We start from the raw sequence: 24,789 nt of genomic DNA, 5'->3' as shown, positions 1-24,789 counted from the left end.
GAAAGCCATGGCATGGGTCAGGGGATGAGGAGTTAAGCAAGCGGGGTTTTGAGCTTCATCAGGCTCTGCGGCACACAAAACAAGGAGCACCCATGGGGTGCTCCTTGCAGGCATCACGCCTCGATCGGCGCGCGCCAGTCGTCCGCACCGGAGGTGCCGGCAACGGTGTGCTCCCAGTCAATCTTTCGATAGGCCAGGGAAACCTGGATCAGCTGGGTGAAGTCAGCCTTCGCCGGATCCTGGCAGTGGGGCATCTGGCAGTCGATGTCGACGATGGTGGCATCGGTCAGCACGGTGCTGAAGAAGTGCTCCTGCTTGCCCTCGACGGAGGTGCGGTACCACTTCAGGGTCACTTTCGGCAGCATCTCGCCGGAGGCCAGGGAGTTGTACATCAGCGGCACAGCCTTGTTCAGGGCCACGGTGAACTTGAACGGCTTGTGGACGCGCTGACCAGCCGGCTGGCCGGATTGCGGATCGGTCGGCACGGTGACGATGTGCTGGAACTCTTGCACCAGCATCTCGTCTTCGTGGCCTTGTACGAAGATGTTGCCGACGGAGTCGGAGGTGAAGGCACCGGCGGTGATGTTGCCCTGGGTTTTACCTTCAATGCTGATATAACATGGAGTTGGCATGGAATTGCTCCTGATTGATTAAACGGTAATGACACTCAACCGAAACCGTTAGCAGCGTCCATGCCAAACAATTTTACCAATTAAAAACAATGACTTGCCAAAACCCCGCCGTTATCCACCGCAGTAAATATCGCAACACATTGCCCCAAAAACCAAAACAACTACAAAATATTGCATAGGCAGCCTATTCATCCAAAAAAAGAGCAATGAATTGCGCCAGCCAGTTGATAACACCAAATCCGGAGTGTTTGGGATGCCCTGTCGATGCTCATAGCCCCCACTTCGGTGACATGTAGCAGAATGTCCCATCTCATAGGTTCTAGCCCCGTCCCAAGAACCCATTACCCCATAAGCCCATAAGCCCATAAGCCCCGTATCGGGGAAGAACGGCAATCAGAAAAGGGGTCAGAGAACAGAGAGTTAGCCCGGGGGTAGGCTTTGCAATGTTGGGAATGGATGGCGGTAGGAGTTGGTGCTCCCCTTGCGCACTGACCGGAGGGCTTCAGACAGGCAATTTTACTGCCGCATCAGGCAATAAGAGATGAGAGTTCCGCCGGACTCACACATTCTGGCGCCCTGTGGCCGCTCATCCCGATAAGCGGAGTGGCTCAACGCAAGGAGGCTTGCCCCCCTTCAACATCAGCACAGATAACGTTCGGATAGCAAAAAGCCGCCCCTGAGGGCGGCTTTTCAACCTTGAAGGTGGGAAGGATAGGCTCTCTCCCAGGGGCTCGCGCCTTGGGCAGCCTGCGGCAGCCCGGAATGACTGGATTGCCTGTCGAGCCAGGCTCCAAATCCTTCGTCGTCGGATAAGCAAAAGGGCCTGTCTTGCGACAGGCCCTTTTGCTTTATTTGGCGGTGAGGGAGGGATTCGAACCCTCGATACGTTGCCGTATACACACTTTCCAGGCGTGCTCCTTCAGCCACTCGGACACCTCACCAAATTTTCGACCGCTGTTTAACGTGTTCAATCACCACGTTGTTCGCTACGCTGTTGCGCTAGAACGGGGCGTAATGTAAGGGATAGGTCGGGAGCGGTCAATGCTATTTTTCACCTTTTGCAGTCAACTGCTCAATTACCGAGCCAAGTGACCAAAAAGATGCCGTTTCCTACCCCTTTCACTCAATTTTCAGCCACTTCGTGCAAGGGTTCCCCTCTGAGGGCCTCTTCCAGCGAGCCGTAAAACTCCAGCTCCCCCGGGATGGGGCGTACCTTGGCTCTCGCCAGGGTCTTGAGAGGCTGGAACTGCAATTCCGCCACTCGCACCCGCACTCCGGCCTTGGCCATCCGCTTGGCAAATTGCTGGAAGGCAGACAAGCCACCCGCATCCAGGATGGAGACCGCCTCCATCTGCAACACCAGCGTCTTGTGATCCTTCACCTGGGCCAACAGTTCACCGAAGACCCGCTCCGCCGCCGCGAAGAACAGGGGGCCGTTGATCTTGTAGACCAGGGTTCCACTCTGTACCTCGCCGGCGTAGCGCTTGTGCTCGGCCAGGTTGTGCAGCCGGGTCATCTTGGCGATTTCGCGCATAAACAGCAGGGAAGCCAGGATCACCCCGAAGGTGATGGCGATGACCATGTCGAAGATGACGGTGAGCGACAGACAGACCAGCAGCACCAACACGTCGGAGCGCGGGGCGCGGCGGATGAGATCCACCACCTTGTGGGCCTCGCTCATGTTCCAGGCCACCAGCAGCAGCAGGGCCGCCATGGCGGACAGCGGCAACCAGGAGAGCCAGGGGGCCAGCACCAAAATGGCGGCCAGCACCACCAGCGCATGGATGATGCCGGAGATGGGCGAGGTGGCACCGGCCCGCACGTTGGCGGCGGAGCGGGCAATCGCCGCCGTCGCCGTGATCCCGCCGAAGAAGGGGGCCAGGATGTTGCCAAGCCCCTGCCCCACCAGTTCACCGTTGGAGCTGTGTTTGCGCCCCGTCATGCCATCCAGCACCACGGCGCAGAGCAGGGATTCGATGGCGCCCAGCATGGCCATGGAGAAGGCGGCGGGCAGCAGACGCTCGATGGCTGCCAGATCCCAGACCACGGGGGCACCGTCCGGTCCTGGTAGTGACCAGGGCATCATCAGGGTTGGCGCTATGGGGGGGATCCCCATCCCTTGGGTGCCATCGGCCAGGGTATAGCTGAACTTGCTGCCGATGGTCGCCACCTCGATACCCATGGTGTGCAGGCCAAAGCCAAGCCCCACCCCCACCAGCACGGCGGGCAGATGGCCCGGCACCGGCAGCCGCAACCGGGGCCAGAGCAGCAGTACCGCCAGGGTCGCCACCCCCACCAGGGTATCCCCCCACTGCCAGCTTGGCAGGGCCTGAGCCAGGGCCTCGACCTTGCCGATATAGGTCTCCGGCATTTCGGCAACATGCAGACCGAAGAAGTCCTTGATCTGCAAGGTGGCGATCACGATGGCGATCCCGCCGGTAAAGCCCAGCGTCACTGAAGGAGGGATGTACTCGATGAGACGGCCGAGTCTGGCCATCCCCATGGCGACCAGGAAGAAACCGGAGAGCAGGGTCGCCATCAGCAGGCCCCCTACCCCAAACTGCTGGGCCACCGGGTAGAGGATCACCACGAAGGCCGCGGTCGGCCCCGAGATGGAGAAGCGCGAGCCGCCGGTCACCGCGATGACGATACCGGCGATGATGGCGGTATAGAGGCCATGCTGGGGCGGCACGCCGCTGGCGATGGCGAGCGCCATGGCGAGCGGAATGGCGATGATGCCCACCGTGATGCCGGCGATGAGATCGCGGCCGAAACGAGCGGCGCTATAGGGTTCGTCGATACAGGATTGGCGCAATGCGATAGCCAGCTTCACGCCTTGTAAGGAAGCTTGATTGTGCATGTATTGAGTAATACCAGAAGGAGGAGACAAAGGCCGGCGTGACCCGGCACCCGATCATCATCAAGGGCCGGCAGAGCTGTCGACGCGGCGATGGTATCGAGGGCAACCATACCCGAGACGGCGTCATATTTCGATGGGCAGGATCAAGAAATGGCCATTAGCCCGCATTATTGCCGTGGATAAGCATCAAATCGCCGATCTTTATCGCCTATTACGCCAAGAGATCATGAAAGGAACCGATCGCCGACCGGCCATCGTCCTTTACCCTGCGACAACGACCTCATCTCCGGCTTTGATGAGGTCGCCCACCCCTTGCACCGGATCGCCCGCAGGGCCGAACCCGATGGCAGGCAAGAAGCCCCTCTCCCTTCCAAGCTGCTGATTGTGCTGAAAATAGTCCATGGCGACCAAGTTTTGGACAAACAGGCCGAAAACCCCTTTCTTGCCCGGGGTTACGGGTTGACACCCGGCCGAGAGGCCATTAATATCCGCACCGTCTCGACGAGACAGGCGATTCCTCCTTAGTTCAGTCGGTAGAACGGCGGACTGTTAATCCGTATGTCACTGGTTCAAGTCCAGTAGGAGGAGCCAATTCCCTCGTAGTTCAGTCGGTAGAACGGCGGACTGTTAATCCGTATGTCACAGGTTCAAGTCCTGTCGAGGGAGCCACATTCGAAAGCCCAGCCTTTGGCTGGGCTTTTTTCGTTTCCGCTTCTCCATTGTTTCAAGCTGAGCCAGCTATCCCTCACCGCTTGCTCTGCCACATTCCCCTCGCAGTGAACGATCCACTCTCCCTGTTTTCTCTCGACTCAAACCCGACTAACGCAGGCTCCGGTCCCTATCCGGTCAGCTCAGCTGGCGAATGGGTCACGATCTAGCCCAAACCAGAAATCATCCCCTCCCCTGACGTAAATCCCCTCAGCTCCCCCCTCCGGTCACAGCTTCCGGTCTTTCTGCTGGGATACCATGGGGATGCTCAGACCGGAGCAGGTGGCTCTGGCGTGGAGATAGCGCAGATTGAAAGATGGAGGCGATCACGAAAAGCAAGGGAAGAGGAATGGTTAGTGGGCAAGACCGGTGCAGCTCTGGGGGATATCCGGTCTTTGGGGCTGTAGCTGAGTTTGCCGGGAGTTGCGAAAAATCGCGTCGATGCCGACGAGGTGACGGGTCGTCACAATTGACAACAATTTTCATCCTAGAAGGATCAATCTACAAAAAGCAGAATTACCTTTCATGGATAGAAATACACCTCCCTCTGACATGGTTACCGAACTGCCAAGATGTAGCTCTATAGGCTCCATTATTTAGCTGGTGAACTCTATACACTCGATAGCGTCAAAGGGGGTGCGAACAAGTCCCAAATGTGAGATCATCAACTCCATATTGACAGAAGAAACGATACGCAGCTTGAGCCATAGGCTAATAATCGCCAACATCCAAATGCTCTAGTAGCCACGATTGTTGCCAAGGGCTCTCGGGTTCATGTCATCGGCTGCCATCATGAACCTTCGTTCGCCATATCAGCTTCAATCAAAACCCACCCACTACAGGTGTCATGAGGATTTCAAGCTCTCTGTGGATGGTTTTTTTGATCTCAATCTACTGCCGACACTGAAATTGGATGATTTTCGCTCTTTGATCGATTTCGTATCTAACGCAATACATGCTGTCTCGTTTTGATGGTGACTCAACACAAGTAGAGCCTAGGAATAAATAAAACTACAGGACTAATGATGAAGCTGGATATTCGCTCACCTCAAGGAATACATGCCGCAGAGCACAAGGCTATCACTGAACTGGCCGCAGGATTGCGGCCGGCCTGGCATGGGTATGCATCGTTCCTGATCGCAGACAAAGCGGGATCGATGGAAATTGACTTACTGATTTTCACACACAGTCGCATCTTATTGGTCGAGATCAAACACTGGTCAGGTTCAATTGCCTCTGATGGTAAAAATTGGATACAAACTGCGCCCTCAGGATACAGCAGGTCACAGGCCTCGCCAGTTTCTATCAAACGCGAGCATGCTGAACGCCTGAAAAGCCTATTTGATAAACACCTACAGAGTCGTTGGAATGGGTACTATCCAATCGAAACCTGTATAGTCCTAAGTGGCCAAGCAACTATTACGCAAATGCCCGATTGGGAGAGGGAGATGGTTTTCACTCTCAAGGAGTTTCTTGAGATTCGCACCGAAGCAGGCTTCGAACGTCTGTTGCCCAAACGCGAGCACGAGTACCGACTCAAATCAGGCAAGCTAGCTAGGCCAAATACCGAACGTCAAATCGCAATTTTTGAAAATTGGCTGAAGGGTGGTGGTTGCGTTAAAGCCAGGCAAAGAGAAGCTGGGGGCTATGTTATGACCGAACCTCAGCCAATTTTCAGCCACCGAGGTGGAGTCTACGCCGAATACATCGGTGTACATAGAACAATGGAGAACAACCAAGCGGTACTGCGAGCTTGGAACTTTAACCAGCTAGGCTCTCAAGCATTAACACAAGAGCAGAGGGCGTTTTACGGATTGCGTGAGCAGCGCGCTATCAACTTCGTTGGACAAAAAAATCATCAGTTACGTAAAGACTATCTGATGCAACCACAACAGCAGTTGGTTGAGGAGCAAGTAACCGAAGACTTAATTGAAGTCTACGAAAAACCACCTTTATTTGAACGTCTTGATGCCCACCTCACCATAGTTCCGCACGAAAAAACCGCCCGTCTTGAGTTACTGCGAGCTCTATTAGATCCCTTCGCACGTTTGCATCAGTTGGGACTAGCGCACCGAGATATTGCCCACGAACGCTTGTATTACAATAGTCAGTCACAGTCCATAACAGTCAGTGGTCTTGTCGCTGCTCGCTTCCCCGATGTCAATGGAAGAAGTATCGGTGACGTTCGCCGTCAACTAGCCACTTCATCAGTACCATTACCGGAAGAGGTTTATGGTGAAACGGACATTGATGCTTGCCGGCTAGACGTCTACTTGTTAGGTGTTGTTGCTTATCGCATTGCGTTCAACACACCGCTCCCCTTTGGTGAAGATGGAGTCATTTGGCAGGATCCGCTTATTGACCCTTTTGAGGGACAGCTACATTCCTGGCTAAAACAATCCCTGTCGATGGAGCCGGCGTCTCGCCAAGCTGATGCTGGAGAAATGTTAAGTCAGTTGACTCAGTTATTTGTGCTGGACAGCCGTGAGGTCGCCAATGATGAAGCTGAAATCATTTCCTCACTAGAGGCTTATCGCTCACCGATTAACCTAATGTTGGACTTCCCTCCGACTAGTGCTCCAACGCAAGATTTGGCTCGTAACCGAATGAGCTACAGATCTACATATGAAGGTCGGCCAGTGGTCGTTAGGATTTGGGCAGGCTTGCAGCCGCAGAACACCGACAAGGGACTCAATAGAAGGCTACTTAGATTTATCGAACGCTGCCAGTCATTGAAGCAACACTCGTTGCCGACAGCACCAGTTGTAGACTTCGGGCTCTCGATGATGGGGCTATATACAATTCAGTCTTATATCGAAGAGGGTCAGCAACTGACCTCTTGGTTAGAATCTAAGAGCAAAGAAGTATTGACACCTCGGTTCGAGGTAGCCAATGACCTTATCAGTGGTATCAACCAATTGCACGCTCTTGGCTTGGGGCATGGGGATCTCAAACCAGACAATTTGCTGGTAACAGAAGTAAACGGCCAGATAGGTCTGTACTTCCTAGATACGTTAGATCTGGATATCAATGGCCTTCCAATGCAAAACCATGAATATAGGCCATTGCAGGATGTTAGTTCCTTAGCCCGCGATAGATTTGCTACCTATCTGATAATTGACGAATTGTTTGCCGGTTGTGGTGGGCAGACTGAGTTGATCCGTAAAGAAATTCGCAATGGTCTCGGCAGTGAACTAACGCAAGTTCCGTTAAGCCTTGAACCATTACGTGACAGCTTACAACGTGCTGCAGAACAACCATTGCCTAAAGTGGAACCGTTAAATCTTCATTGGCCAAATTTGCTGGGTGATAACGGACCACAGATGCTAGAAACTGATCAAGGACGGCTATATCTAGCCGTGCGCACTTTACCTGAATTCCTGCAGCTTTTCATTACAGGTTTGAAACAGAAGCTTATTCTTGAAGCCAAATGGGAAGGTCAGGAACTGGTGCTGTGCAAAGTTCGCATAAAGAATATTTCCCCTGCAGAATTTATGCGCGATGCCCAACAGGCAGCTAATCCCAAACGCCACCAACATCAAATATTTGAGCAACCTCTTAAATTACAAAATGGAGAACGCATTACCAAAGATGAAGCATCTTTGATGACGATTTTGGCAAAAATATCCGCTGTTGCTGCCACTCAGCCACCGCAAACTCTTGGTGCCAAAACCTCACTCACAAACGATTTCGAGAGACCATTTGAGACAAATGATAGAGTAGACCTTCATAGATTATGGTCTGCATTGGTGGATGCTGAACGCGATCTACACCCGACAGTAACGGTAGCATCAGCGCCCCAAAAGCAAGGGGAAATCTACCTTTTGCAAATCCAGGAAGACCTTACCAATTTTGACTCACTGGACGTCAGCGACCAGATTCAACTGATGACTGATTCTCTCGAAGACAAATGGAACTACGGTACAGTTGACCTTAGCCGCAGCCAAGGAGACATGTTGGCTGTCATGGATGCGCGCTCAATGGGTTTCTTACGCCCAGGAACACGATTAAAACTCGTTGAAGTACGTAGCGAAACCAGCTGGCAGCGTCGACGCCAAGCGCTACAAGCCGTTTTGCAGCACGAAACACTGATTCCCTCATTAGTAAGCTGGTTTGATCCAACACAACCAAACCCTACCCCAGCCGTTGCGCCTTTACCGCAACCTGAGGACCAAGTACTTGCCAGTTACGGACTAGATGAGAGCAAGGCAACTGCTTTTCGCTACGTGCTAAACCAACCACTATCGGTCGTAATGGGTCCCCCAGGAACTGGGAAGACCACTATGTTGTCTGCGCTTCTCGATTACTTGTGCCAACAACCATCCGTAGGCCGTATTTTACTGGTTTCTCAGTCACATGTGGCAGTGAATGAGTTGGCGGTAAGAACTCGACAGGTCATGCGCCGTCGACTGGAGGCTAACGGCCTATCGCCATCAATTTTTGAACCATCGATGGTGCGACTCGGTGATCGTCAAAAGATTGATGACGAATTGCTAGACGTTCACGTGGAATCTCTCCAAGCACGCTATCGCACCGCATTTCACCGCAACCTTGACTCTCGCCTACTTGCTCTTGCCGCCCGCATGCGCTTGCCCAATGCTCTTGTTGCCGATGTAGGCGACTTATATCGTCGTTTCGGCACAGAGTTGTACCAGTACATCAAAGCAAGAGAAGAGTTGGAGCGTCTACAGAGTAAGATGGAAGAGCTAGACGAACGGCGACGCCCCCAGCGAGACTTTGAAAAAACTCGTTCCCGGCTCAAGCGTTTGTACGACGCCCTCAGCCATGGCCTGCTGGCCTACACCGATCTCCCACAACCTTTACTCGAAGCTGATGATCCCATGCAGGAACTGCTTGAGCTCATGGCTGAGAAGCACCAGATTTATAACCCGCAGAGTCTACTGCGGTTACGTGGAGTACTCGATACCAGCCACAACTGGATGTTGCGCCTATCGGCAGACGCTGACGGATTTGCCGGATTTGCTGCACGAACCCGAAAATTGGTTATCGGGACATTGGTTGGGATCGGCAAAGGAGCTTATAACCTTGCACAAAACACTTACGACATCGTGATTATCGACGAAGCTGGTCGAGCCACAGCCAGTGAATTAGCTATAGCGATGCAATCAGCAAGAAGGGTAATCCTCGTCGGTGATCATAAACAGTTGCCACCAATGAATGATCCCAGTCTAGTTCGTCAAGTCAGCCAGAAATTGGGGCTGACATTACAGGAAGTACTACGAACTGACTTCGAGCGCGCCTTCATCTCCACACAGGGGGCGATGCTGAATATGCAGTATCGAATGGCACCTGCAATTGGCGATCTAATCAGCCGCGTTTTCTATGATGGGAAATTAAATACCGGTCGGTCGCCAGCCGAGGCTTGGATGAAGGACTTACCAAAACCATGGAACCGGACTGTGACATGGCTAGATAGCAGCAAGTCTTATGAAGATGATCTACGAGGCACCCTAACATTAGGTGGTTCACGAAAATCCAAACCCACTGGAGCACGAAACAGTGTAGAGGTAGATTTGATTTGCATGTCTTTGCGTCGACTTATAGCTCATCCTGATGCATTAGAACAATTACATACTTGGGCTTCAGAAGATAACGCCCCACCAATAGGAATCATCACTGGTTACCGCCGCCAAGTGCAGGCTATTCGGGCGAGATTAGATACGGACTCTTGGGCAGATGGGATTCGTAATCTAGTACGAATAGACACCATTGACTCCTACCAAGGTTCAGAGAATAGGATCATCATTCTATCTTTGGTTCGTAACAACAAAGCAGATAAAGCAGGCTTCATTGATGACGCCCCTAGAATAAATGTTGCGATTTCTCGGGCAAAGGAACGATTACTCATCCTCGGGGCAATCAGCTTTTGGGGCAAACGTAATAACAATTCGCCCCTAGGTAACGTGTATCGATATATTTCTTCAGCGATAGAGCGCGGGCATCCAGAATACCAAAAAATACAGCCGGAGCAGTTGGCCATCGAATCACAGGCAGCCACTCTCAAATCTACAACTACCAAACAACTAACAGAGGCTGCTCATGACTGAAAATGCACTATTCCCACCAGAGGCTGAGCGGCTACGCAAAATCCATACTCTATCGTTGCTAGCACCAGCTCGACGTTACGAAGCCAATTTTGACGTAACAGCCAAACAAGCTCTTCCAGCGATCCTCGAATGTGCTCTAATGCTGATCTCACAGTTAGAACAAGTTTCAGCTGGAGAGTTACAGGACTATTTTGGCCTCAACGCAGCCGAACGTGAGGGCCTTCTTAAGGAAATTCTAGAAACGGGGTTCGCAGAAGAAGATCGCCACGGCCTGTTAGTACCAACCAGTCGGCTTCGAGACACTCGGAACAACTTGCAGGATATTTCTCTTGAGGAAATCGTCAATTACAACCACAGCTTCGTTGTCGACAGTCTAACCCATTCCATTCAACCGAGAGCTGATGATAAACCTGTACATGGCTTACCAGCACTAACTGCCGAAGAGCAGGAAGGGCTGGTGGACACAGCAAGCTTGTTCACCTCACAGTTTGAACGATTTCAACAATGTACTAATATCCAGCGTCTGAAGCGTTTCCATACAAAGCTATATCGTATCAACCATTGTCATTACACACAGCTGACCACGTTGCCTTTGTCGCTGGACATTTACGCGGAATGTGACCCCCTCGAAGGGCTACGATTGACTTCTGAACTGACTGGCTTTCCCGAACAAGTCAAAGGGCTTCTCACCAGCAGTGGGCTACACGGAGCTGTCAACAAACATTTTGATCAGCCACAGTCTAACCCACCGCAATTATCTCTAGCTCAATATGCTCAGGCTGTGGGAGATGCTGTCCTAGCGCGCTATATCGATGGCTACACATTAGACTTGGGAAAATTATTGCTTGATCGTAAAGCCAAGCGTACTGGTTATGGCAACAGTATGACTCAAATGATGATTGGCCCATTATACATGGATAGTAATCGCGGCCGACTGCTTAATTGGTTGTCAAGCATTCCGAGACAGGCTGCACTATCACGTGCAGTGTGGTTACCTGCGGCAACATCAACTTGGGGTGCCTATGTTGGCCTGAAAGAATTTATCACGACCATTGACAAGGCATTATCGAGCCACGACAGTACTGTCGATTTTGTTGTACCGGTCCATGACAAACAGGAACGCTACGATGTGAATGAACGCTTTGGTGCTAGAGTTCCACGTATTATTGAACTACCTAATGCGCCAGACCTTAATGAGATGGAAATATTCATCATTCCAGGAGATCCTGGCTGTGCTTTAGTGCAATATCATGCTTGCTTGCCAGAGAACTGTGGCATGGCTGGAATCACCTTACCAATCGGTTATTACACCTATGATGTGGAAAGAGTGGAACTATTATGGTCGGTGATACGTCAGCGATTAGGTAGCGATGTAACATTTTCATCCTTGCCCACCAGCACACACAAAACATTGGATGATTCCTACGCACAACTACAAAAAGATTGGCAATCAATTATATCCACACAATCTGACAACACTAAAATTAAACTTCTGGACAAAATAACAGATTAAATGCATGACATAGCCGAAAGCCAATACGAATATGGCTTTCGGCTTTGTTATATCGATATTACGGAGGGATTTTCACATTCACACCAGATACAATTCAAGACACGAAGGTTTTATCGATATCTCAGATGTTCCCGTTTATTTTTTAACAAACCTACATATTGACCAAACCTAATAAAATTAGACTTTCTCTACATAGAGAAAATGTAGTAAAAAACAAATCTTGATATATAATTTTTTCCCACAGATATAATCTATTTGTCATAATTTTTAACTTAAAAACTAGAATCTCGCCTTCTTTTATAACTATCAAAGTGCTATTTTACCAACTATCGTACAAAATCGCGTCTATGCCGACGAGGCGTCGGACCGTCACGTCGACACAACCGTCGGCAACTTTCCCGCAAGATCTCCAGTAATCCCCCTCCCCCAACAGTTCAACCTACAAGCAATGTCAGAAATGGCTCCTTTGGGCATCCCATGTTTTGAATGAAACCCAAAGTATGGCAGACTGCCTGCTCACAAAAACCTTTGCGTTTAAAAGGAGTTGTTTGCATGGCGACCAAGAGTATTGGCGAGCTGACCTAGGATGAGTTCTTGAGAATACTAGGCCCAGACCAAGGTAGTTCCAAGGATGGCAGCCGTGTAGCGGTGGACAGTTCGACTAGAGATAGCAGCGTAAATGTGATCGATGGAAAATTGTAAAAATCGTGTCAATGCTGACATCATAAAATATCGAAGCATCAACACGAATAACACTCAAAAAGCTAAATAAAACACAAACCTCAGCTTGATTTTTATTTATCACCCCCGTTTAGATATAAAATAAAACCGCTCACCTGACTTTATAAACCTCACTTCTCGGAATAGATAGAGTGATCGATTTCTCTCCCGATGTGAATTGAATTATATCATCAGCACCGAATGCACTTGCAAGTATGTTTGCATTAGTGTACTTGTCGTATCCTTTCACTATGGGACTAGACTCACCATTAATACCATTATCTTTAATAATACCTGAGTATTTCTGCGATACATATACAGTCACATTATCATTGCGTATTTCAGAGAGCCTCATCACCCCATTTACAATGGTATTCGCCATCCCTGCCAGTAATATGGGCATAACCAATATTAACACACCACAAAACAATGACTTCCATTTGTTTCTTTCAAGAAACTCTTTTTCTCGCCGGGTAATTAAATCCTGATGCTTAGAGGTTATTAATTCTCGCTTATTAAAGCTTTCCACTAACATTAACCAAACCATAGAACTTGCAATAGTAGCTATCAGTATTTGAATAAATGAATCGAAATTTTTTGTATGAGATATAAAGATTAAAACCCCAAAGAATGCAAAAGGATAGTCCTCAATGTTTATCTTCTTAAATGTCACTTTTTTATACTTAGGTCTCTTTCCTTGGGAAACCCTCAAAAAATTGAAATAATAATCAAGCATCAGCAATGGCTTAATAATCAATTTTGAGAGAAAGTGACCTAGGCATATCAATGAATATATCATAAACAAATACGCTAGGCCGAAGACTAATGATATCATAACAAATAGTGCACTATCCCCAACACTTAGGTCTCGTGGAAAAAAACCCAAGTTGTTATAATGTTTGAAGACAATTAAGAATCCAATTGCTATAGCTATTTTAAAGACAAAATTAATAACTGAAGAAAAGCTATCAATTTTCTTTGTTACTTCCTCAAGTGTATCCATCTTCCCTCCGCACAAGAAATGCTGTATATAAACACAGTATACCGAAAAAATGAATAGTTCAATATGATTCACATATTTTTTAGAGCGGCTCAATTAAAATCCCTAGCCTCACACCACCGGTGACTTTTTTAAATTAGTTAAAATAACGTAATATCCCCACCTTTAAATACATATTAAAGCTATGTTCATCCCGAACATCAGGCCCTGAGCTAACCACTCAGGGCCTTTTTCATATCTACGATCCAAAGGACAGAGCATGTTTATCCACCAAATTTTGCGCAAACAAGTAGCTGCGATCAGCATCAAGCCCATGAGAGATGGCAGCATTGATTTCACGGTAAAGGGCAGTACCAAGGGAGCAATTAAGGGGGCTATCACTGGAGCTGGCGTCGGTGCCAGAGGCGGTATCCCAGGAGCCGTCGCGGGTACCATCATCGGCGGCACCATCGGCTACATCACTGGACCAGCAGACTAAGGGAGACTGCCATGGATGAGTTCATTCAAGAAGGGAAATACGCTTCCCACGAGACGCTAAAGGGTTATGCCTACAGCTGGCAAACGCTGAGCTTGTTGATGCAGGAGGTCATTAAAAGCGGCATGTATGTTCCTGAGTTCCTGCCAGAGGAAAATCAGCCTGTGCTGCTGGTCGTGATCAAAGAGGCGACCGTTCTCAAGGCCAAGTCCCTACATAGCGAAGCGCCTGAAGTATTGATCTCTATAGCATCCCATACGGGCGAGTCAGTCCGGGATGACGACAACGGTTACTACGCTGACTACTGGCGGCTAGCAGCAGGAACTATCAAGCTGATCGACTGTGCCGAAGATGCCGTGTTCTGGCTGCCTCTCCCAGGAGTGGAAGCATGGGAGCCCTATCGCTTCTCTGGCTATGGCTCACCGTTCGATGCTCTATCTGCACCACTCTCGGTATTCCAGCATCTGGCCTTCGCTCTCAAGCCAGATCAAAGCTCGCCTGATTTGGGCATCACTATCTACCTGAAATCCACTATCTGATTTACCCGAGGATCCCAATATGAATAGCAAGACCAACAAGCAAGCCGTCAACCAGCAAGCCAATACCCAGCCCGAGAACCAGGCCAGCGATAAACCCGCGCTGCCTGCCAAGGTTATCTTGACCAGTGGTGTCGCTACCTTGCTCTCGCCAGGTTCAACTGGACTGACCCAGCCCCAGTAGACGATCCAGCCCTAGAGCTGGATCGCCCCCAGACTACAGGCGGAATCGACGCACTGTCGCATTGAGATTGACGACGACTTTGTGCATCTGCTCCGCCTCCTCCGCGGCGTCGTGCGAGGCGGCTTCGTTTTGAACAATCATGCGGGAAACTTCATCGACACTGGCCGCAATTTCGTTACTGGCCAGACTCTGCTCGTCCAGTGCACGGGTGATGAACTCAGTGACACGCTCCACTTCGCTGGTGGTGCTGGCAATACGCTGCATCGCCTCGCTGGCATAGCGAGCCAGCTCGGTGCTGCCTTGCGCCTCACTTTGGGCCTGCTCCACCCTTAGCACTGTCGCACCCGCGCTGTCGCGCACGGCGCCGAGGGTGCGGGCTATCTCCTTGGTGGACTCGCCGGTACGCATCGCCAGCGTGCGCACCTCATCGGCCACCACGGCAAATCCGCGCCCCTGTTCACCGGCGCGAGCGGCTTCGATGGCCGCATTGAGTGCCAGCAGATTGGTCTGCTTGGCCACTTCATCAATGACCGCTACCACGTTGACAATGTTTTCGCTTTGGCTGGACAGGGTCTCAATCATATTGGCACTTTGCGCCACTTCGCTGGCGACCCGGCTGATCCGCTCGGCCATCTCGGCAATGATCCGGTTGCCTTCGCGAGACTCGTGAGCGCAGTGATCGGTGGTTGATTGTGCCTCTTTGGCGTGCTCGGCAATCTGACCAATACTGGCCGCCATCTGCTCAAGCGCCGCCGCCATGGTATGGGTAGCCTGGGTCTGACGCTCGGAGCCGCTGGCAATCTGGCGCGAGGTGACGTTAAAGCGCTCGGCGCAGGCAGACACTTCGCTGGCCTCTTGCTGCACATCCTCGACCAATTGACGCAGCACACCTTGCATCCGCTGCATGGCTCCCAGCACACTGTCGGTCGGTGCCTGCTTGCCAAGCTGAAGGCCCAAATCGCCGTCGGCGATGGCGCGGGCCAATTTGACGGCATCGGCCGGCTCCCCGCCGAGCGGGTTGAGAACCAGGCGTTGCAGCAAGCTGAGCAGGACGATCAGGACGATGACAGCAAGGGCAATGCCGCCGCCGATGATGGTGATGGCCCGCTCATGGGCCACCGCATCGATTTCCGCACGCGGGTAACCGGCAATCACCCGAAAGCCCCACTGGTTGAACGGCTGCTCGGTCCACTCCCACGTGGTGTCACGCGTCTGGATCAAGGCGCTGATGTCGTCGGGTGAGCGCCCTTGCGAGGCAAAACGAAGCCTGCCCTTATCGTCGAGCACGGCGACAAACCCGGTGTCGGCCAACTTGATGCGGCTGGCGGCATGGGCCAACGGAGTCAAGTCAACCGGATAGCCGACGTACCAGATCCCGATGGTTTGACCACCGGCATCGTGAAGCGGCTCATAACCGGTGAGGTAGGGGTTGCCAAGAATATCCACCTGACCGTAAAACGGCAGGTTCTGTTTGATGGCTGCAATGGCGCGGCCATCGGGATCCAGTGGCGATCCCGTCGCACGAACCCCCTCTTTTTTGACCGTGGTGCTCACCCGGATAAAGTCGTCGCCGCTGCGGCTAAACAGGGTGGCAGTCCCCCCCATCAACGCGCTGACGCCATCAACCAACTCACTCTCGTTGGCTTGTGGTCGTTGGCCAAGCAGCAACTGGGGAACTTGGCGCTCTTTGACCGTCACCATGGCCCCCTGGCTTGCCTGACCGAGTGCGGCACTGCGCTCTTTGAGCAGTCGCATGGAGGCATCCACCCGCTGACTGATCTGGCCATCAAGCAGACTCATCTGATCGAGCAACCCGGTGACGGCATTGTTCGCATCGCTATTCGCCACCTGGTGCAGTTGCTTCTGATCGCTCCAGGCCAGCAGCAACACGCTACCGATCAGAATGGGCAACAACAGGCTGGCAATGGTCAGGGTGATTCGACCACGCAAGGTTTTCAACATCATGCTTCTCTCTTTTTGAACAACTGCGCAGGGTTGTGTGCTGGCTGGTATCAATCAGCCAGTGATGTTCCTATCCTCAAGCCGTCACATCCTAGCTGATTGTTTTCCGAACACAACATGTCATTCACTAATTATGCAATTTGCTTTTCATTTGAAACTCGCCTGTAACCTTGTATTTAACAGGGTTTATGGCGCTTTCAATAGAACATAAGAAATGCATAAATGATGGAATATTCAGACCGCATTTGAGTCTTCCACCAGGTGGGCTGTGGATGAAACAGTGAAGAAGCCGTCTTGAGCGGCTGTGTCGAGAGAGATGCGAAGAGACGTGCGGGAGAGACAATCGTCCGAGGCTCGTCACCGTTGACTGGCAAGCCAGCCTGAGATGGCCCGCTTGTGCACGCCTCCCCTGATACTGTTTTTGCCAGCGTAGTGCAGAGTCTGCCGACGTCGGCACCACGAGGATCTTCAACGGGCCTCGAGTCATCGGAGCATGGCCGAGACCTCGGCTGATGAGCCCCTTAAGAGGGAGATTTATCGGGCAATTGGCGATATATACAACCAACAAATCAAGGATAAGCAATACAAACAACCGTTAATGGTGGGATGGGTGATGCAACATGCCATGCAGAGTCTGGACACCGGCATCTGCTCATTCCGCACGGTGGGATCTTCTCCGCCCCCTTGCACAAACTCGCTCGCTTGCCTTCACCTGGCATATCGCTCCCGATCGCTGTCTGCTGACACCTTCTCCCGATGGCTGGTGAACCAAAAGGCCTCTGGCGGGCAATAGGTATAGAAGCTGCCACCCGAGGACGCACGACCGGGTGATGCGTCGGCGCCCAACCCTGCCAGCCATTTTGTCATGGTGACTGCCCAAGCCCGCCGATACACGCCATAATCAGCGTAATTTCAATTCGTTAAGGAGTCTGCATGCGCCGCTTCAACTTCATGCTCAACGGCAGCCGGCTGATGATGTTTCCCTTTTACGTGGCCATTCTGGTCTGCGTTGCCCTGCTGATGGTGAAGTTCGCCATGCAGCTCTATGTGCTGTGCCGCGACATCATCGAGATCCCCTATATGGACCTCATCACCGGTGTGCTGACCCTGGTGGACTTCGTACTGGTGGCGCAGATGCTGATCTTGGTGGCGGTCTGTGGTTTCGTGCAGTTCATCCAGACCCAGGAGCAGCGCGAGGCCCTCGGCGACAACTGGCTCAGCAAGATAAACTTTGCCTCCCTGAAGCTCATCGTCATCAACTCCCTGGTGACCATCGCGGGCATAGAGGTGCTCAAAGCCTTCCTGGAAGACGGGGTCGGCAATGAAGTGGAGATGAAATGGTCGGTCATCGTCTTCCTCGCCTTCTCCGCCGCGGCCCTCATCTATGCGGTCACCGAGCGGCTGGCGGATCATAAATAGCCACCCTTTTCATTCAGGGTTTATTCATCAAGAGCGAAATTGATAACTCTTTTCATTACGGTTACCCCAAGGTAGACTTGCTCACCCGGGTTGAATGCCCGGGTGCTGGAGCCTGTATGACAAGCCTTTCTCTCTCACCACGACACTTCTGGCGATGGCTGGCCTATCACCATCAGGCCGCCGAAGGCAGCCTCTACCTGATGTTTTTCTCCGGTCTGCTGCTGTGGGAGCCCCTGACCCCCGTCTGGTCTCTGGCGCGCTGGAACCTGTTCCTCCATGTCATGCTCTCCCTCTCCCTCTTCCCCCTGCTGTTTGGCGCTTTCTGGCTCTCTCATCGCCGTCTGCTGCGCCACAGTCGCAAGCCGTTTTTGCGCACCACGGGCCAGATCATCGAAGCCCTGCTGCTGGTCTGCCTCGGCAGCGGCCTGGTGCTGGTATTGCACGGCACACCGGGGGACAGTCTCGGCAACCTGGCGAGCTGGGCCCACTGGCTCAGCGCCCTGGCGCTCACTCCCCTGGTCTTGCGCCACGCCTGGCGCTGGACCCTGCTCAAGTGGCGTCCCTGAGCCATGATGAAGTGGCTTCTCCCCTGCCTGCTCATCGTCACCTCCCTGCTGGCGCAGGCCCAGCAGATGGGCTCGTCCCTGCAGGCCTATGACGAGGGCAAGGCACAGCGCCTGTTGAGCGCCAACCAGAGCGGCGGCTCCATAACCCTGATCGAGCGAGACAGCGGCAAGCGGATCAAGGAGGCTCGCCTTGGCGGCGACCTGCGCCAGCTGGCGCGCGCCGATGACGGCACCCTGCTGGTCACCGACTACAGCGGTGATCGCCTGCTGCTGCTGGATGAAGATCTCGACCTCAGGAAGATCATCCCCACAGGCCACAGACCCTACGGCGTCATCTTCGATCCCAAGCGGCGCTGGTTCTGGATCACCCTGTTCGAATCGGCGCGCCTGCAGGCCTATGACGAGAATGGCGATCTGCAGCTGGATCTCCCGACCGCCGAGACCCCGCGCGGGCTGGCGCTCACCGATGACGACCGCCTGCTGCTGACCCACGCCATGACGGGCCAGCTCGCCATCTACAACCTGAAAAAACTGGGCAAGGCGCCCACGGCGGCGGCCATTGAAAAACCCAAGCTCATCACCCTGGCCGAGACCCACAGCGCCACGCCAAGCGACTCCCAGGGGCTGCCGCGTCTGCTCGATGGCATCAGTCTCTCCCCCGATGGCAGCGAGGCCTGGTTGCCCCATGTACTCTGGAGCTTCGACCACCCCTTCCAGTTCCAGAGCACCGTCTTCCCGGCGGTCTCCATCATCGATCTTGGCAGCGAAACCGAGCGGGTGGATGAGCGCAAGCAGCTGTTCTTGCAGATCAACCTGCCCAACGTCGGCAACCGCAGCCAGATTGTCTCCAACCCCTTCGCCGCCCGCTTCGCCGCCGACGGCAAGCGGGTCTACCTGACCCTGGCGGGCTCGGAAGATCTGCTGGTGTTCGATCTCTCTCGCAGCGGCAAGCAGAACAGCAACCGCCACAGACGGAAAAAATTCCAGGGGGGGGCCAAGGCGACCCAGCTGCTGCGCCACCTGCCGGGTCAGAATCCTCAGGATCTGCTCATCGACGGCGATCACATCCTGGTGCACAACGCCATGGGCCAGGATCTGACCCGCCTCTCGGCGGGCGGCAGCGGCCCTTTCGCCCGGGTGACGGTAGACAGTCCCCATTTCGCCAAACTGGTGGAGTCCGACCCCCGCCCTGCCGCCCTCATTCGCGGCGAGCGGCTGTTCAATCTTGGTAACACGCTTGGCAACACGCTCGGCAGCAGCAGTGCCAACGGCCGTTTCCCCATGGCGGGGGACAACTGGATGAGCTGCAACTCCTGCCACCTGGACGGGTTCAACTTCACCAACAAGTTCCTGATGCAGGCCCACCGCCAGAAGAGCCGGGACAATGCCATCAACGGTCACGCCAACCTCGCCAACATGGTGGCGGGGGATTTTGTCGGCGAGTACCTGCGCATGATCCAGCAGACCCAGGGCGGCATGGGCCATGACGGCCGCGACGGCGCTGAGCCGGTGGATCCCGCCAGGCCCCAGCCCGAGGTCAAGGCCATGATGGAGGACTTGCACGCCTTCGTGACCGCCGATGGCAACCTGCCCTATCTCGCCAACTGGCTGCGTCTCGACGCCCCGCGCACGGATCCGGCCAAGGCCCCCGTCACCCATCCGAAGGAGTGGCTCAACTCCGCCTCCTGCCAGAACTGCCACCAACAGGCGTTTGCGGACTGGAGCGACAGCAACCATCGGCTGATGGGCAACTCTCACCCCTACTACAAGGCGGTGCAGGCACTTGCCCGCGAGACCGAGGGGGAGGCCTTCGGCCAATGGTGCCAGGGCTGTCACATGCCCCAGCAGGTGCTGACCGGCCAGACCGACCTGCCCAAGGGCTCCCATATGCTTGAGCGAGGGGGCGTGTCCCTCATCAAGGCCCACCAGACGGGGAAACCCGTGGTGGAAGAGGGCACCGGCTGCCTGCTCTGCCATCGCATCACCCGGCTGGAAGACGCCGGCGGCAACAGCGCCTTCACCGTGAACCTCAAGGATCGCGAGAGCTATGTGTTCGAGGATGCCCCCGGCGGCAGCGCGCGCCACTGGCTGGCAGAGCGCCAGATCAACGCCCGCCCGGCCATGCACAAGGCCTCCTATCAGAAGGATTTCTACCAGGACGCGGCCCTGTGCAAGTCCTGCCACAACGAATTCGCTCCGGGCACGGGCGCCAACATCGTCAACACCTGGGATGAGTGGCAGAATTCGAGCTTTGCCACATCAGCAGATCCGGCGACGCGGCGCACCTGCATCGACTGCCACATGAACCCGGAGCCCGGCAATGGCGGCGCCCCCGTGGCGGGTCGCTCCACCGAGAACGGCCCCCTGAAAGCACGCCTCTATCGCCACAATTTCACCGGTGCCCAGCACCAGCTGGTGGGACTGCGCAATTCAGGACTCGAACAAGAGAGCCTGGCGCTGCTCAAATCCAGCGCCACCCTCTCCGCCCGTATCGACGCGCAGCATGGACAACCAACGCTGGTGGTAAGGGTCGCCAACACCGGCGCCGGTCACGCCCTGCCCACCGGCGTCGCCGATTTCCGCGAGCTCTGGCTGGAACTGACCCTCACCGATGCCAGTGGCCAGGTGGTGCTGCAAAGCGGCCAGCCGGTCAATGGCGCCGTGCCTGAAGATGCGCGGCTGTTCAGGAAGGTGTTCGGCGATGCGCAAGGCAAGCCGGTGGGGCTCAAGTTCTGGCGCTACGCCAAGCTCCTGGAAGACACCCGCATTCCGGCCGATGGCTGGCGTGATGAAACCTGGCCGCTGCCGGCGGATGCCAAGGGGCCCTTTAGCGCCGACATCAAACTCAATTTCAGAACTTATCCCAAATGGGTCAACGACATAGTGCGCAAAGGCGAACCGGATCTGCCAGAGCCCCCCATCGTGACCCTCAACCACCTGCAACTGCGGGATCTGCCATCGGCAGCCCCGTCGTTGCAGGCCCGAACCACCCTACATGCCCTCAACCTGGAGCCACATCCCTGATGTTCGCAAGTTTCCTCATTACCCTGCGTGAGGGGTTGGAAGCCTTCCTGCTGGTCGGCATCTGCCTCTCCTACCTCGCCAAGCTGGGGGCGAGCCGTTACAACAAACTCATCTATCTGGGTGTCGTATTGGGCCTCATTGCCTCCTTGGGCGTGGCCTTCCTGTTCCAGGTGGTGGTCAGCCAGTTCGAGAGCGAGCGCTACAACCACCTGTTGATGGCGGGGATCCTTATCTTCGCCACCCTGGTGCTCACCTACATGGCGGTCTGGATGCAGAAGCAGGGCAAATCCCACGTGGGGGCCATGACGGCGCGCATCGATGCGGCCATCGACGGCGGCAACCTGCTTGGCCTGGTGCTGCTCGCCTTCCTGGCGGTGATGCGTGAAGGCTTCGAGACCGTGCTCTTCTTCTCGGCCCTGCTCTACTCGGGGCAAGGAGTGAGCCTGCATGAGGGGCTCGTCGGTGCCCTGGCCGGGCTGGCCCTCTCCATGGTGCTGGTGTGGGGGCTGCTGCGCTCCACCCGCAAGGTGGCCCTGGCCCCCTTCTTCCGCTGGACCGGGCTGCTCATCATCATCATCGCCGCCGGTCTGCTCTCCTCTGCCATCAACATGTTGCAGGCGGCGGGAGTCATCACCCTCTGGACCGAGCCGGTGTTCAACATCAGTCACATTCTCGACGACAGGGGCGTGTTCGGCACCTTCCTGCGGGCCCTGTTCGGCTACAATGCCTCCCCGGCCGGCCTGCAACTGGCTACCTGGCTGGCCTATCTGGCGGTCTTCGTGACCATCTGGTATCGCAACTACCAACCCAAACCGAGCCAGATCAAACAGGGGTAATCCCTTTTTTCAGTCACGGGGCCTGCGGGCCCCCTTTTCTCCTTGAGCCGTGGATAGAGATTGATGGGCGATAACAGCAGTAAGAAGATTGCCGTACTGGGCGCTGGGCCTGCCGGTCTGATGGCCGCCTGGCGCCTGCGCAGTGCGGGCTTTGCGGTCACCCTGTTCGAACAGGAGGCCGTGGTCGGGGGCATGTGTGCTACCCAACGTTTCGCGGGCCGGGACGGAGACTACCGCTTCGACTACGGCGGCCACCGCTTCATCACCAAGAACCCCGAGCTGCTCGCCTTCATCGACGAGCTGATGGGGGACGATTTGCTGCACGCGGAGCGCAAGAGCGTCATCCGCTTCGGCGGTCGCACCTATGACTACCCCCTCAACCTGCCGAATCTGCTCAAGACCGCGCCCCTCTCCCTGATGGCGGGGGCGGTGAAGGATCTGCTGCTGCTCCCCTTCGCGAGCAAGCCCGCCGACTTTGCCAAGGCGAGCTTTGCCGAGTGGATCCAGAGCCATTTCGGCCGCACCCTCTATCGCCAGTTCTTCGAGGGTTACACGGCCAAGCTGTGGGGCATCAACCCGGACAGGCTCTCCGCCGACTGGGCCGGCCAGCGCATCAGCCTCATCGATTTGAAAGACGTGGCCCGTCGCCTGCTGCCAAGGCGCAAGGGCAACCTCTCGGTGCGCACCTATGCCCGCAAGTACCGCTACCCCAAATACGGCTTCGGCCAGATCTTCACCACCCTGGGTGAGCGGCTGATAGCAGAAGGGGTCGAGCTCAGGACGGGGGCCACCATCACCCGCCTCGCCGAGGCTGATGGCCGCATCCAGCGGGTGCACTGGCAACAGGATGGCAGCGAGCATGAGGAGCACTTTGAGCAGGTGATCTCCACCCTGCCCCTGCCGCTCACCTGCGCGCACCTCGGCCTGCCCTGCTCCCTGCACTACCGCGCCCTGCGCTTTATCAACATGCCGCTCAATCAAGAGAACCTGTCGGACAACACCTGGCAGTACCTCTCGGATCCGCACATCCTCGCCACCCGCTTGCAGGAGCCGCGCCGGCGCAGTCCCTTCATGGCCCCTGCGGGCAAGACCTCGGTCATGCTGGAGGTACCCTGCAATCCGGGGGATGCCACCTGGCAGGCCCCCCTTGCCACCCTGCGCGAGCGGGTCAGCCAGGATCTGGCGAGCCTCGGCGTCGATACCGCCAGGCTCGGGGATGAGACCTTCGAGGCACGCAGCGAATATGCCTACCCCCTGATGGATCTCGGTTATCAGGAGCGGCGGGATGCGGCCATCCAGCAGCTCATGCCGATTGGCAACCTCATCATGAGCGGCCGCCAGGGGACCTTCCGCTACATCTTCACCGACACCGCCATGGAGATGGGGTTGATGGCCGCGGACATGGTGATCGACGGGGTGGACAGACGGCACGCCATCTTCAATCATCGCAACGAAAACACCGTGATCGAAACCCAGAGCGTGGCCTGACATGGCGGCAAATGAAGCGAACAGACGCCTTGTCACCTTCAACCACCGCAACGAAAACACCGTGATCGAAACCCAGAGTGTGGCCTGACATGGCGGCAAATGAAGAGGACAGACGCCTTGTCACCTTCAACCACCGCAACGAAAACACCGTGATCGAAACCCGGAGCGTGGCCTGACACAACGCTCGATAAAGGAGAACTGGATGATCTTTCGCAGCACGCTTGTCGCCCTTTTGTTGCTGACCACCATGGGGCAGGCCCAGGCCTACTCCTATGCGGCGGCGGGCAAGGAGCCCCTGATCGACGCCCGCGAACAGTTGCTGACCGCCGCGAGCGAAGGCCAGGATGCCAGCGCCGTGCTGGCCGGCCTCACCGAGGAGCTCGGCTACCTCGAGCAGCATCACAAGGTGGTGCTGCAGGCACCGCTCGCCGAGGCCATCAAGGCCAAGGACGTGGCGGCCACCCAGACCCTGCTCAACCGCGCCTACAAGGCCGAGATTGAACGCCGTCTCGAGGGCGCCAGCCAGAACCTTGGCGACTACCAGACCGCCAAGGTGCTGGTGGTCAAGAGCAAGCGCTTCCTGGACTTGATCCTCCCGTCCTTGAGTGAAGCGGACCGCAAGGCCGCCGATGGGGCGCTGGCCAAGGTGCTGGAGGCCATCGGCAACCCCGGGGTATTCGGGGTGGGCACCAAGACAGCCGATCCCGAGGCCTTCAAGGCCGCCGAGCAGGAGCTGATGACCGTGCTGGCCCCCCTCTGATCGCCATCCGTCGATAAGTGAGCAAGGATGCCGATTTG

The 24,789-nt window shown here is 54.9% G+C and carries 15 protein-coding genes and 3 tRNA genes; 13 read left to right on the top strand and 5 right to left on the bottom strand.

The genetic code is table 11. From position 1 onward, the window contains the following. Positions 1 to 113: 113 nt before the first annotated feature. The 3 genes from hcp1 to dauA form a co-directional block, all read right to left on the bottom strand. Positions 114 to 632: a type VI secretion system effector Hcp1 gene (hcp1, locus tag ABNP46_RS08105; protein ID WP_349921309.1), complete on the bottom strand. Its 519-nt coding sequence runs from the start codon at positions 630 to 632 to the stop codon at positions 114 to 116. 853 nt (positions 633 to 1,485) lie between these two features. Further along, a tRNA-Ser gene (locus tag ABNP46_RS08100) sits at positions 1,486 to 1,573 on the bottom strand. A gap of 182 nt (positions 1,574 to 1,755) precedes the next feature. Then, the gene (gene dauA, locus ABNP46_RS08095; protein ID WP_349921884.1) at positions 1,756 to 3,492 is read right to left on the bottom strand and encodes a C4-dicarboxylic acid transporter DauA; all 1,737 of its coding nucleotides are present in this window, start codon (positions 3,490 to 3,492) and stop codon (positions 1,756 to 1,758) included. A 515-nt stretch (positions 3,493 to 4,007) separates the two neighbouring features. On the opposite strand from dauA, the gene ABNP46_RS08090 reads away from it, so the two are divergent. From ABNP46_RS08090 to ABNP46_RS08075, 4 genes are all read left to right on the top strand, one after another. Further along, positions 4,008 to 4,083: transfer RNA gene (locus ABNP46_RS08090), tRNA-Asn, on the top strand. 2 nt (positions 4,084 to 4,085) lie between these two features. After that, a tRNA-Asn gene (locus ABNP46_RS08085) sits at positions 4,086 to 4,161 on the top strand. Between the two features lie 1,064 nt (positions 4,162 to 5,225). Continuing rightward, a complete protein-coding gene (locus tag ABNP46_RS08080) occupies positions 5,226 to 10,268 on the top strand; it encodes an AAA domain-containing protein (protein ID WP_349921883.1) in 5,043 nt (1,680 codons plus the stop codon). Beyond that, positions 10,261 to 11,781, top strand: a complete 1,521-nt coding sequence (locus tag ABNP46_RS08075; RefSeq protein WP_349921882.1) for a hypothetical protein — start codon at positions 10,261 to 10,263, stop codon at positions 11,779 to 11,781. Before ABNP46_RS08080 ends, ABNP46_RS08075 begins: the two co-directional genes overlap by 8 nt. An 832-nt stretch (positions 11,782 to 12,613) precedes the next feature. On the opposite strand, the gene ABNP46_RS08070 is transcribed toward ABNP46_RS08075, so the two are convergent. Next, complete coding sequence (locus tag ABNP46_RS08070; protein ID WP_349921881.1) at positions 12,614 to 13,504, bottom strand: hypothetical protein; 891 nt, start codon at positions 13,502 to 13,504, stop codon at positions 12,614 to 12,616. A gap of 256 nt (positions 13,505 to 13,760) precedes the next feature. Here ABNP46_RS08070 and ABNP46_RS08065 point away from each other — a divergent pair, with 256 nt between their 5' ends. From ABNP46_RS08065 to ABNP46_RS08055, 3 genes are read left to right on the top strand one after another with little or no spacing between them, the layout of a single operon-like run. Beyond that, positions 13,761 to 13,979, top strand: a complete 219-nt coding sequence (locus tag ABNP46_RS08065; RefSeq protein WP_076574930.1) for a hypothetical protein — start codon at positions 13,761 to 13,763, stop codon at positions 13,977 to 13,979. 11 nt (positions 13,980 to 13,990) lie between these two features. Further along, positions 13,991 to 14,515, top strand: coding sequence for a hypothetical protein (locus ABNP46_RS08060; protein WP_349921880.1), 525 nt, complete (start codon positions 13,991 to 13,993; stop codon positions 14,513 to 14,515). 19 nt (positions 14,516 to 14,534) lie between these two features. Then, positions 14,535 to 14,696, top strand: coding sequence for a hypothetical protein (locus ABNP46_RS08055; protein ID WP_349921879.1), 162 nt, complete (start codon positions 14,535 to 14,537; stop codon positions 14,694 to 14,696). A 33-nt stretch (positions 14,697 to 14,729) separates the two neighbouring features. On the opposite strand, the gene ABNP46_RS08050 is transcribed toward ABNP46_RS08055, so the two are convergent. Further along, entirely contained in the window at positions 14,730 to 16,661 is a 1,932-nt protein-coding gene (locus ABNP46_RS08050; RefSeq protein ID WP_349921878.1) for a methyl-accepting chemotaxis protein, read from the bottom strand. A gap of 930 nt (positions 16,662 to 17,591) precedes the next feature. On the opposite strand from ABNP46_RS08050, the gene ABNP46_RS08045 reads away from it, so the two are divergent. From ABNP46_RS08045 to ABNP46_RS08020, 6 genes are all read left to right on the top strand, one after another. Further along, positions 17,592 to 18,077, top strand: coding sequence for a YqhA family protein (locus ABNP46_RS08045; RefSeq protein ID WP_349921877.1), 486 nt, complete (start codon positions 17,592 to 17,594; stop codon positions 18,075 to 18,077). A gap of 116 nt (positions 18,078 to 18,193) precedes the next feature. Beyond that, positions 18,194 to 18,643 carry a hypothetical protein gene (locus ABNP46_RS08040; protein ID WP_349921876.1) on the top strand — a complete coding sequence of 150 codons (450 nt, stop codon included), beginning with the start codon at positions 18,194 to 18,196 and terminating at the stop codon, positions 18,641 to 18,643. 3 nt (positions 18,644 to 18,646) lie between these two features. After that, positions 18,647 to 21,667, top strand: a complete 3,021-nt coding sequence (locus tag ABNP46_RS08035) for a YncE family protein (protein WP_349921875.1) — start codon at positions 18,647 to 18,649, stop codon at positions 21,665 to 21,667. Then, positions 21,667 to 22,503, top strand: a complete 837-nt coding sequence (locus ABNP46_RS08030; RefSeq protein WP_349921874.1) for an FTR1 family iron permease — start codon at positions 21,667 to 21,669, stop codon at positions 22,501 to 22,503. Before ABNP46_RS08035 ends, ABNP46_RS08030 begins: the two co-directional genes overlap by 1 nt. Before the next feature lie 63 nt (positions 22,504 to 22,566). Beyond that, a complete protein-coding gene (locus ABNP46_RS08025) occupies positions 22,567 to 23,991 on the top strand; it encodes an FAD-dependent oxidoreductase (RefSeq protein ID WP_349921873.1) in 1,425 nt (474 codons plus the stop codon). A gap of 202 nt (positions 23,992 to 24,193) precedes the next feature. After that, on the top strand, positions 24,194 to 24,751 hold the full coding sequence (locus ABNP46_RS08020; RefSeq protein ID WP_349921872.1) for a hypothetical protein: 558 nt from the start codon (positions 24,194 to 24,196) through the stop codon (positions 24,749 to 24,751). Positions 24,752 to 24,789: the final 38 nt, after the last annotated feature.

This window comes from Aeromonas veronii (assembly GCF_040215105.1).
Classification (GTDB): domain Bacteria; phylum Pseudomonadota; class Gammaproteobacteria; order Enterobacterales; family Aeromonadaceae; genus Aeromonas; species Aeromonas veronii_G.
The sequence above is the reverse complement of the archived record's forward strand: the minus strand, read 5'-3'. Positions and strand labels throughout refer to the sequence as shown.

Coding starts and splice junctions, on each gene's coding strand:
- ABNP46_RS08050 (WP_349921878.1), bottom strand. CDS start 16,661: ATGATGTTGAAAACCTTGCGTGGTCGAATCACCCTGACCATTGCCAGC.
- ABNP46_RS08020 (WP_349921872.1), top strand. CDS start 24,194: ATGATCTTTCGCAGCACGCTTGTCGCCCTTTTGTTGCTGACCACCATG.
- ABNP46_RS08075 (WP_349921882.1), top strand. CDS start 10,261: ATGACTGAAAATGCACTATTCCCACCAGAGGCTGAGCGGCTACGCAAA.
- ABNP46_RS08045 (WP_349921877.1), top strand. CDS start 17,592: ATGCGCCGCTTCAACTTCATGCTCAACGGCAGCCGGCTGATGATGTTT.
- hcp1 (WP_349921309.1), bottom strand. CDS start 632: ATGCCAACTCCATGTTATATCAGCATTGAAGGTAAAACCCAGGGCAAC.
- ABNP46_RS08055 (WP_349921879.1), top strand. CDS start 14,535: ATGAATAGCAAGACCAACAAGCAAGCCGTCAACCAGCAAGCCAATACC.
- ABNP46_RS08070 (WP_349921881.1), bottom strand. CDS start 13,504: ATGGATACACTTGAGGAAGTAACAAAGAAAATTGATAGCTTTTCTTCA.
- dauA (WP_349921884.1), bottom strand. CDS start 3,492: ATGCACAATCAAGCTTCCTTACAAGGCGTGAAGCTGGCTATCGCATTG.
- ABNP46_RS08040 (WP_349921876.1), top strand. CDS start 18,194: ATGACAAGCCTTTCTCTCTCACCACGACACTTCTGGCGATGGCTGGCC.
- ABNP46_RS08035 (WP_349921875.1), top strand. CDS start 18,647: ATGATGAAGTGGCTTCTCCCCTGCCTGCTCATCGTCACCTCCCTGCTG.
- ABNP46_RS08060 (WP_349921880.1), top strand. CDS start 13,991: ATGGATGAGTTCATTCAAGAAGGGAAATACGCTTCCCACGAGACGCTA.
- ABNP46_RS08065 (WP_076574930.1), top strand. CDS start 13,761: ATGTTTATCCACCAAATTTTGCGCAAACAAGTAGCTGCGATCAGCATC.
- ABNP46_RS08030 (WP_349921874.1), top strand. CDS start 21,667: ATGTTCGCAAGTTTCCTCATTACCCTGCGTGAGGGGTTGGAAGCCTTC.
- ABNP46_RS08080 (WP_349921883.1), top strand. CDS start 5,226: ATGAAGCTGGATATTCGCTCACCTCAAGGAATACATGCCGCAGAGCAC.
- ABNP46_RS08025 (WP_349921873.1), top strand. CDS start 22,567: ATGGGCGATAACAGCAGTAAGAAGATTGCCGTACTGGGCGCTGGGCCT.